The 10521-nt window shown below is 39.0% G+C and carries 10 protein-coding genes; 2 read left to right on the top strand and 8 right to left on the bottom strand.

Features of this window, described 5'->3' with window-relative positions; translation table 11 throughout:
* Nucleotides 1–726: DUF5050 domain-containing protein (locus VMW81_00805; protein HUU49479.1), on the top strand; the 726-nt coding region annotated here is incomplete at its 5' end.
* 101 nt (nt 727–827) lie between these two features.
* Here the strand turns inward: VMW81_00805 and VMW81_00800 are convergent.
* Both VMW81_00800 and VMW81_00795 read right to left on the bottom strand, forming a co-directional pair.
* Nucleotides 828–1247 (bottom strand): pyridoxamine 5'-phosphate oxidase family protein, encoded by a 420-nt coding sequence (locus tag VMW81_00800; GenBank protein HUU49478.1) that lies wholly within the window; start codon nt 1245–1247, stop codon nt 828–830.
* 107 nt (nt 1248–1354) lie between these two features.
* Complete coding sequence (locus tag VMW81_00795) at nt 1355–2269, bottom strand: AEC family transporter (GenBank protein HUU49477.1); 915 nt, start codon at nt 2267–2269, stop codon at nt 1355–1357.
* Between the two features lie 282 nt (nt 2270–2551).
* Here VMW81_00795 and VMW81_00790 point away from each other — a divergent pair, with 282 nt between their 5' ends.
* Nucleotides 2552–4264: a phosphoenolpyruvate carboxykinase (ATP) gene (locus VMW81_00790; GenBank protein ID HUU49476.1), complete on the top strand. Its 1713-nt coding sequence runs from the start codon at nt 2552–2554 to the stop codon at nt 4262–4264.
* A 27-nt stretch (nt 4265–4291) separates the two neighbouring features.
* Here the strand turns inward: VMW81_00790 and VMW81_00785 are convergent, their stop codons facing one another.
* The 6 genes from VMW81_00785 to VMW81_00760 all read right to left on the bottom strand — a co-directional run.
* Entirely contained in the window at nt 4292–5290 is a 999-nt protein-coding gene (locus VMW81_00785) for an aldo/keto reductase (protein ID HUU49475.1), read from the bottom strand.
* A gap of 653 nt (nt 5291–5943) precedes the next feature.
* Complete coding sequence (locus VMW81_00780) at nt 5944–6264, bottom strand: c-type cytochrome (protein ID HUU49474.1); 321 nt, start codon at nt 6262–6264, stop codon at nt 5944–5946.
* Between the two features lie 230 nt (nt 6265–6494).
* The gene (locus tag VMW81_00775) at nt 6495–7352 is read right to left on the bottom strand and encodes an HDOD domain-containing protein (GenBank protein HUU49473.1); all 858 of its coding nucleotides are present in this window, start codon (nt 7350–7352) and stop codon (nt 6495–6497) included.
* A gap of 203 nt (nt 7353–7555) precedes the next feature.
* Nucleotides 7556–8764, bottom strand: coding sequence for a 2,3-bisphosphoglycerate-independent phosphoglycerate mutase (locus VMW81_00770; GenBank protein HUU49472.1), 1209 nt, complete (start codon nt 8762–8764; stop codon nt 7556–7558).
* A gap of 91 nt (nt 8765–8855) precedes the next feature.
* Nucleotides 8856–9833, bottom strand: a complete 978-nt coding sequence (locus VMW81_00765) for a queuosine salvage family protein (GenBank protein ID HUU49471.1) — start codon at nt 9831–9833, stop codon at nt 8856–8858.
* Nucleotides 9834–9901: 68 nt separating this feature from the next.
* A partial coding sequence (locus tag VMW81_00760) for a tRNA guanosine(34) transglycosylase Tgt (GenBank protein HUU49470.1) occupies nt 9902–10521 on the bottom strand: 620 nt, incomplete at its 5' end.

Raw genomic sequence — 10521 nt, 5'->3', positions numbered from 1 at the left:
ATCTATGACTCCAGGGTCTACTCTGATATTGACATATGGGTGATGGACAGCGATGGAAAAAATAAGACCAGGCTCACCTCTGAACCGTTTGTTGAGGCCAATCCCTCCTTCAGCCCTGATGGTTCAAAGATTCTTTTTTATTCTAATAAAGCAGGCAATCACGATATCTGGATCATGGACAGCGACGGAAAAAACTGGCAGCAACTCACAACCGATAAAGCTGTCGATATCTTTCCCTCATGGAGCCGCAAAGGAGACAAGATTACCTTTGTTTCAGACCGTTCAGGCAACACCGATGTCTGGGTTATGGACAGTGACGGAAAAAACCAGACCCAGATAACAAAATATCCGGGAAATGATGGTGCACCGGACTTTAGCCCTGACGGAAATAAAATAGCCTTCCATTCTAACAGAGCAGGAAACAGGGATATCTGGGTTATAGACCTGAGAACAGGTGAACTCACCCAGCTAACCACAAGCATCTATGAGGACCTCGCTCCAGACTGGAGTCCTGATGGAAGCAAGATTGCCTTCTTTTCAGATAGATCGGGAAATTTTGATTTATGGGTCTTGGATGCAAATGGAGAGAACCCCCAACAACTGACAACAAATCACTGGGTAGACTGGAGCCCGAATTGGAACCCTGACGGAAGCAAGATTGCCTTTTACTCGAATCGAACGGGCAATGGCGATATCTGGGTCATCACACTCGGTTATTCTTTTTAGTTTTAAGATGAGGGTTTATGGATTCTGCTTAGTGGGTTGGAATTTTTCTGTTAACTTTACGTAGCTCTTCCCATCAATAATAAAAAGAGTTTGTCTTTGAGCTAAATTTTTACCTCAATCGGCATAATACCGTATTTTTCAAAATCCCTGTATTCGACTTTTTCTGCGGTTACCTTCAGGATGACATATGCGGGGTCGTCTTTACCTTCTTTAAAATATCTGGTCCATTCATCTCTCCACATCTTATGTTTGGTCTCAGCGTCTTCAAGAATCTCTACCTCCCCAAAAATACGAATATCCTTTCTCTCTTCATTCATGGTAATGCAAACCAGATTGTTCTTTTTAATCTGTCGGATCTTGTTTGAGAATGAAAAGGTAGAATACCATATGCTAAAATCATCACCTATCTGGGCATGGGCCATTACCCTTCCCCATGGCTTGTCATCTTCAACCGTAGCCACAGATGAGACGGTTTGCGCCTTTGCAAAACTTAGAGCTTCACTTCTCAGTCTCTCCTCCATAACTCACCTCCCCAAAAATTAAAAAAATAATATTTTATTTATTCCAGATTTTTATTTTCTCTATTCATCAATTTATATCAAGAAAAATCAGAAAATACAAGAAGTGATTAACGATGAGGCCAAAAGCTTTCCGTATAAATCCGCTTTGAAACCAAAAGCATCAATATCCAGGGAACGCCTGTTAAAACCATAAAAACGAGGTAATAGGGAGAAAAAAACTTTAATGCGATAACCACACCTAACATATTGTTCATAAAAGACTTCGTTATTGTCACTGTTCTCCGCTCTTCCTTTTTAAGCTTCATCGGCACAAGATAAATGATTAAGAGAGAGAGAAAGATTAAAAACTGAAATAGCATTAAGCTCATACAATTAAGGAGATTTTGGAAGATGTAGCTGTGGTGAGGACTTAGTGCAAATATGGTAATAAAAAATAAGCCGATTATGGCTATAGAATTGAGATAGGGGTCGATCCTTTTTACCCTGTCATTATACTTATAAAGCACAATAGCGGCTAAGACGAGGGGGATGATAATCAGCTCAAAAAGGCTTAATGCCAATAGATTCACGTCAATGGATAACTTCCTTCCTATGAGAAGATAGAATAAAAAAGGAATACTGAATACGGAGACTATATGGTTTAAGATAACTAAAACCACGGAGAGGTTTGTCTCTCCCTTAAACATATTTGCCAATACTGGAGAGAAAACAGCAGAGGGAAGAGCAACTAAAAGGAGGACGGCAATAGCAAACTCCTCATTGATCAATTTGAAAAAGAGATAGAATAGGATGGGAAACAAAATCATTTGAATAAAGGAGATAAAAAATAGAAGAGAGGGTCTTTTCATATAATCAACTATCTTTTTATAATCAATTTTTAGAAAGGATAAAAACATCACAAAACCGAGGATAAATGGGACTAAAAACTCAAATCTGGAAAAGGAATCTGTGAGAACCCCGATGATGAGACCAGATATAAATATTAAGGATGAATATCTCTCAACTATTTCTGCAAATCTCATGAATTATCTCTCTATCGAAAAGATTGAAATTAAAAGCAGGTCTTTTTACTAAAAATCTTTATAAATTTTGCCACGCAATTATATGAAAACCGATTTGAGTGTCAATATAAATCAATCGTTAAAAATTCCTCCTTATATTTTTCAGAGGAATTTAAAAACTTTCTTGACAACTTAGTTCATATGTAGTAATTATAACTTTTTTAAATAATTTAATGATTTAAATCATTCGTATTGTATTGTTTTTATTATTTTTTTTTTTAATAAAAGGGGTGAAAAGTCACTATGGGAAAATATAGACATGTCCGAAAAAAGGTAGAAGAGCTAAAAGAAAGATCAAAGCATGTCGGAACAAATGTTACGGTATATACGGGTCCCCTTCTTGGTAAAATCGCCATGCTTTCAGGCCAGAGGAATGATTACCACGGAACCAACTGGGATACCAGGGTTAGAAACCGTTCTGCCAAATATTCTATTGTGCTCGGAAGCCACAAGACTCAAATGGTTGGAAACACACCTGAGCAACAGGAGACCCTCAACACCCTTGAATTAAACATGGCAAGAATCTTTGGGGGAGAATACGGTGGAAAGCAGTATGCAGGCCATGCCAATCTGCTCCCTATCGATTATATTCACAGGGTAATGGGGAGCGGGGCTGATAAAGACTTTACCTTTAACTGCAATCTTCTTATAACAACGAAGGATCCTTCTTATCACCATATCCCCTATATGTATGGAAAGATGTGCAGGGATGTCGACCCAGTAAAGGGGGCTCCTGATATCTATATCCTGCTGGTTCCCGATATTAATACCGGTGCTTTCGGAAGGTTTTATGCCTTTCCTGAAGAAAGAGTAACTTTCGGGCTCGGCAGTGATTATATGGGAGAGGCTAAAAAGGGGTTCTTGAGGATGGCCATGTATCTCGCAAAACAAAAGGGTATATTAGGGATCCATGCCGGGTCAAAATTAATCAGGGCAAAGGACAGAAAAACTGGCAAAATCAAACAGTATGGTGTTCTTGTTCTCGGCCTTTCAGGAACAGGTAAGACAACCTTTGTTGGACATCCGCATTATCTGGACAAAAAGAATGAAGCAGCCCTTGTGGTTCAGGATGATTTTGTGGGATTAAAGATCAAGAACGGAACAGTTTTGGGAACAGAGGTAGCCCTCTATCTCAAGACAGACCTGGATGAAGAAGACACGCTTCTGAGACCTCTGACCGAGTCCTCCGAGTTTTTAGTACAAAATCTTTATGTCGACAGCAAGGGAAAGATACATTATCTTGAAGAGGATCTCTGTGCCAATGGAAGAGGGATTTTACCCCTAAGTGCCTTTCCTGAAGAGAGACGGTATGAAAGTCTTGACCTGCCTCCAGTGGACGAGCTGGACGGACTCCACATCTTTTTTAACACAAGAAGGGACACCGTTGTTCCTATTATACAGGAATTAACCTCAGAACAGGCAGCAGCCGCTTTTATGCTCGGCGAATCAATTGAAACGAGTGCAGGAGACCCCGCCAAGGCAGGGCAGTCTATCAGAATCGTCGGAACAAACCCCTTTATTGTCGGAGACGAGGGAGAAGAAGGGAACATCTTTTACGAATTTGTCAAAAAATATGAAAAAAAGGTGAGATGCTTCCTGATGAATACAGGTGGTGTCGGAGAGATAAGAGACCCCAAAAATCCATTGAAGATAAAAAGACCACCCCACAGACCTTGGAAATCGGGAATCGGTTATATCTCTAGGGCGATATTTCGAGGCTCGGCAAAGTGGAAAGACTATCCCGATTTTGGGACAAAGGTCCTTGTTAGCGGTGTAACAGAAGAGAAAAACAAGCCTTTTAACATGGAGAGATATAACCCATTAAAAGCCTATGATGCCAGTACGAGAGAAAAAATAGTGAAAGAATTGAACAGAGAGAGGATAGAATGGTTAGAGAAATATCCCTCCTTTGCTCCTGATATTGTAAAAGCCATGAAAAAAAGCTTAAGCCTGTAAAATATTTAGAGGCTTCACGAAAAATCTTTATTCCTCTTCGGGCTCTCCCAGTGCCTCAAAGCATCCTTTTATGATGCTTCTTTCTTCTTTGCTCAGTCTAAAATCTGAGGCGCCGGCATTTTCAATAACCTGCTCGGGATTCCGTGCACCTACAATAGCACTCGTAACCCCTGGTTCAGAAATAACCCAGTTAATGGAAAGCTGGGCTAAAGTGGCGTTATGCTCCTTTGCAATCGGTTTGATCTTTTCCAATGTATCAAGGATGCGTCTTCGGTTTTTGGGTTGAAACCATGGCTGATCTATCCGTAAATCTCCCTGGTTAAACTTACGCTCCATTGTTACCTTTCCTGTAAGAAGCCCCTGTCCCAGAGGTCCATAGACAATCAAACCGATATCATGTTTCCTACAATAGGGAAGGATATCTTTTTCAATATCTCGAAAGAGGAGACTGTACTTTGGCTGATCACTGGCCACATCGCCATACTTAAGACAGGTCTTGATCATCTCCGTTGTAAAATTACTTACACCGATAGCCCTGATCTTTCCCTCTTCTTTCAGACGAAGGAGGGTCTCCATGGTCTCATCAGGAGAAGTTGTACTATCAGGCCAGTGGCATTGATAGAGGTCAATGACATCTACACTGAGGCGTTTCAAGCTTAATTCACATTCCTCTTTTATTGAATGGGCCTTCAGGTTGCGATAGATCTTCAGGGCTTTTCCTCGACTATCTATGGTTTCAAAGAAGAGTTCCCCTTCCTCTAAATCCCAGCGGAGACCGCATTTTGTCGCGATGATGACATCATCCCTCCGTCCCTTTATGGCTCTTCCCACGATTTCCTCACTATGACCAAAACCATAAACGGGGGCTGTATCAATGCATGTCATTCCCAAATCCAGAGCCTTATGGATCGCAGAAACAGCCTTCTCATCATCTGTCCCTCCCCAGAGCCAACCACCAATAGCCCATGCACCAAAGATAATAATTGGAACCTCAAGTTCACTCTTTCCAAGTTTTCTCAATTCCACAAATATCACCTTTCTCAGATAAAATAATAAAAAATATGATATAAAAAATTTATAGGAGAGCGTCTTTATTGTCAATGGGAAAATGTGATTGGTCAAATAGTTTATGAAAAATAAATGGCTGGATTTTTTGCGATTAAAAGCTCTTGATTAATAACTCTTTTGGACTTTAAATTCCCCATTAAGATTTTTCAGGTATTTTTTCTCCCCCCTTTTGCTTTTCAGGGATTTACTGAGCGAGCAAGGAAATCATGTTTTTTTAATCCCCCTTCTGGTTTTTAGGAATTTTTCCAGCGAATGAGGAAAAAGAGGGAGGGTGTCTGAGCGAAGCGAGTTTCCTCCCTCGCTGAATGAGCGAAGACAAAATTCCGTTAAAAAAAGCAGGGGGGCACCCTTCTTTAGTTACCTTTCTTGGGTGAGCAAGAAAGGTAAAAAGAACTGCTTGCTGTTTCTCCGAGCGAGTGCAGTCAAATGCCGTTGAAAAAATCGATGGGGGTGTCTTTCTTTGGTTCGTTTGCTTTCGCAAGCAAGAAATGAACAAAAGCCGTTAAGAAAAACAGGCGGGGTGTCCTTCTTTCTCACCTTTCTTGGACAAGCAAGAAAGGCGAAAATCTTTTACAAAAGATGAAAAAAGGAATGGGAAAAATCATCCTAAATTACTGGACCTTTGAGAGCATATAAGCAATAGCATCTTCAATATCTTGGTCAGAACACTCACCACATCCACCTTTAGGGGGCATAACTTTAAAACCTTTTAATGTATGCTCAAGCAGAACCTTTTCACCCTGTTTGATGCGGGGAGCCCATGTAGTCTTATCGCCTAACTTTGGCGCGCCAGCAACTCCAGCAGCATGGCAGGCCATGCAGACCCTGTTATAGATGGCCCCACCCTTCTTGACATCTCCCTTTGAGAAGGAGGCGGTTAGTGAAACAGTAATAAAAGCAACTACAGCAAGTATGATTATATATTTCTTCATTGTCTAAACCTCATAAAAATTTTTAAGTATTGATAACTACTTTAATGTCTTTTATCAAAATTTTCAAAATTGTCAACAGAAAATTTTAATCTGATAAACTTTTCGAAGATTCGCCAATTTATACAGAAAATAGCTATTCAACTCGAAAATATTGGATATTTACAAAAGAGGCGAAGAGTTGAGATCAGATTATAATTTGAAAAAAACTAAATAACAAGGAAGATTTTGGATTAATTGAATAGCTCTTTTCCTTTTGAATAGGTCTTCTCTACTTCTTTAACAATCTCTTTAAGTTGTTCCTCTTTCAATCCCAAAAAGATTGAAGAGTCTTGTTCTTCTAAAACGATATCCCTTGGATTTTTATATCCAATACCTAATTTTAGACATATTAAATCTGCCAGATTAACAAAAGCGATTCGCCTTGAAATATTTAGCTCTTCACGATAACTTGTAGAATCGCTATGATGGTTGGCAACCACTCTTTCCAAGCCCTCTGGAAGGTTCCACTTCCTTACCATGCTTGCTCCTATCTCAGCATGAGAAAAATCATAAAACTCCTTTTCTACATCGGTAAATAAAAGTTCCCCAAAATAAACCTTCTCCATAACCTTGTTAAATCTGATAAGATCATAGTTGTTCATTGCCACCTTTCCAATATCATGGAGGAGGCCACATATCAGTGAATCCTCTATATCAGACATATTTCCATAGCTATTGGCAAGTATCTGAGAAGCAATAGCAACACCCACGGAATGATCCCACAAAATCCTCTCAGTAAGTCCAGTTTTTTTATATAAATATTTTGTAGACACAGCAACAACTAAATTTTTAATCGCTTTAAATCCAAGAATCGTGATTGCCCTGGAGAGGCTATTAATCTCCCTAAAATGTCCATAAAAAGCTGAATTAGCTATCTTCAGTATCCTCGTTGTTAATGCCTGATCTACAGAAATTATTTTATAGAGGTCTTTTGCTGAGCTTTTCTCATCTAAAACAGTATTTATTACCTGAATAGCCACCTGAGGAAGCACAGCTATATCAGGAGATTTTACAATAATATCTTTTATGCTCTCTTCCTTAACCGGCATATTTTTTCTTGGCTTTGGATTACAATTTGATTTCTTTTTATTATCTTTAAGGACTGTCTCTATCTAAGAATAAGAATAAAATCACTAAACATTATTTCGGAAGAAAATGAGAATTACTTAAGAAAAAAATGCATTTTTTCGACGCCCACATTATGAGTAAAGATGTGGATATAAGCGAAGGTGATGGACTTATCTCGGATATATCAGGCTCCATATTTCTTTAAACGCTGGGCATGGGCTAAAAGAAGGGGCATGAGCTCAACACCCCGGATCCTTCCCAGATTTCCCATGGCACAATCATTCTCAGAAAATTTCTCTACCCTATCAGGGCGGCAGGTTTTGGAATAAAGGATCAAAGGTACTGGATGCCAGCTATGAAGTTTCAAAAGAGAAGGTGTGGAATGATCACCAGTTATGCCAATGGCTGCGTATTTCTCTAAATCTATTTTAGGAATATAGGAATCTATCTCTTCAAGTAAACCAACCTTTTCTTCGAATTTTCCATCCTCTCCAGCACTATCAGTAGGCTTTATATGAAGAAAAAAGAAATCATACTTATTGTAATTTTCAATCAACACAAAAAACTCAGATTTGATATCCTCAATCCCTTCAATAACGTCCATTCCTACTAGGCGTGAAAGACCCCTATACATGGGATAAACAGCTATTGCCACAGGATTAAGACTAAATACGTCCTGCATCTGTGGAATGCTTGGCTTTTTCGAAAAACCTCTCAAAAGGAGGGTATTTGCTGGGTAAAAATCTTTTATTATATCATCTGCCTGCTTTACAAACTCATTTATTATTTTAGATGTCTTTATTGCACTCTCTGTCTTATCGCGTGCGCTAGCTAATAAAGGTGGTTTACCTGTCTTCTGGGAATCTGTATCCGTCACCTCATCACTAAGTTCAGGACCTCGAAAAATACCTGCGGCCCGATAGTCCTTTTCAGGTCTAAGAAATATCTTCACCCCATCAATATTAACCCTTTCTTCTAAAAGAGCACAGAGCTCTTCGCATTTTTCCGTAGGTATCCTCCCCGCTCTCCTATCTTTGATTAGATTATTCTCCTTTGTGGCAAAATTTATCCTGCATCCTATATCTCCCTCCTCCATAGGAAAATTGACCCCAGCACAGGAAAGAGCGCCCCTTTCTATAAGATATTTAAAGGGGTCATAACCAAAAATTCCTAAATGTCCCGGTCCACTCCCAGGGGTTATGCCTGGCGCAACAGGATCAATGAGCCCGCAGCTCGATCTCTTAGCCAATAAATCGAGGTTGGGTGTATGGGCCAGCTCCAGCTCTGTTTCTCTTTCTCCTTCTTTTGGTAGACCTCCCAGGCCATCAATAACCATAAGTAATATCTTGTTATCATTTTTCTCCACTAATTCCTTAATAATATTCAGGTCCATTAGAATCTCCTCTTTAGATTTTGAAAAAATCTCTTAAACTTCTATCAAAAAAAGCTTTATAAGTCAATGAAGACCTGAAAAAACAAATCTCTCAGTAATAGTGGCTATTGCTGATCGGTTCAAAATATTTAGAATAATATCTCTCTCTGCTGGCCTTACATGCTCCATCCAAAGGGCATAAGCCATTACAACGATAACTAAATGCTTTGCAAAGCGAACATTCATCTTTTGACAGACAGCAATGATTACCACAGAAGGGAGGGTGAGAATTCAGGCAACAATTCCTTCCTATCTGCCAGAGGAGGGAATCTATCTGGATAATATTCATATCTGAATGTTTTTTCAGAAGATCTCCGCATCTTAGAACCTTGCTTCTTATCTTTGATTCTAAAAGAGAGTCAATATCCTTTTGATTGCAAAGGATGCCCCTTAAATGTATATCCTCAATCTCCAACATGCCACTCCTTAAACTAATCCTCATAAGATGATTATCAACAGGAAGTTTGATTGCTTCCTCGTCTTTAAAATTCCAAACACCCAATTTAAAAAGGGTCATGATAAGGAGAAAGGACTTTTTATTCAAAGGATCTTTATATGCTTCAAAGTCTGAAAGAAGAGAGAGAACCCCCTTTTGACCTGATATATTTCCTTTGGTGCTATAATAGAGGTTCATGACATTACCTTTATATCTCTCAAGGAGCATTTGAGCACAATTCTTTAAGAGATGGCACCTTTGTTCTATTCTATCCCTGTAATCAAGCATTAATTCAGCAATCTCATTTGAAGAAATAGAGACTAAATTTTCTGGTAAAAAAAACTCTGGGTCTTCTTTTAAAATAGCCCTGGCCTTTGCTTCTAAAAAATCCCATCCTCTGAGCATCTCTCCATTAACGATTCCCTTTAGGTTACCTGTCTTGTAACAGATAGCTGTCAGAAAGAACCAATAATTGGCTAACTTTTTTTTATCTTTAATTTTTTTATAAGGCGAAAGGGATTTCTCTTTGAAATGGGAAAAGAGCGCTAACTTAGACGCAATGGTTTTGCACTGCTGTTCATTGATTCTGATCATCTTTTAGATCCAAAAAAGTCCACAATCTTTTACCAAATTTTATATACAAAATTTGTCTTTATTACATCTTATTCTGGTTCAAATCTATTTTTCAAAATCTTCTGACGCAATTCTTTTATCCAGTTTATAATAAAGTTAAGGTTATGGGTGGAAGCAAGATGATAACCCAGTATCTCTCGGCTTTTAAAAAGATGATGAAGATAGCCTCTTTGAAAATTCTTACATGTATAACACACACATTTTTCTTCTATTGGCCTTTTGTCTTTCTTATACATCTGATTTGTTATGTGTATTCGATATCTCTTATTCTTATCCCCTGTAAGAAAGGTCCCAAAGGAAGCCAGCCTATAGGGAAATGAGCAGTCAAAGAGATCAAAACCTCTCTTTATTCCCTGAAGGAGGTCATCCGGTTCCCCGATACCAAGGAGATGTCTTGGCTTATTTTCCGGCAGATGAGGTATCACCCAATCAGCTATCTTGAACATCTCTTTTTTGTCTTTTCCTAGAGAACCTCCCAAACAATATCCATCAAAGGGAAGGCTTGTCATGGACCTACAACTCTCTTCTCTCAAATCTTTGAAAATCCCTCCCTGGATTACACCAAAAAGGGCATGCCTTTTAACATCGATATTCGCCATATAATACTCCAGTCCTCTTAATGCCCAAAGATGTGTTCTCTTTAGGGCAC

The sequence above is a fragment of the Nitrospinota bacterium genome, from assembly GCA_035528715.1.
GTDB lineage: Bacteria > JADFOP01 > JADFOP01 > DATKYB01 > DATKYB01 > DATKYB01.
This window is presented reverse-complemented; position numbering and strand designations above follow the sequence as displayed.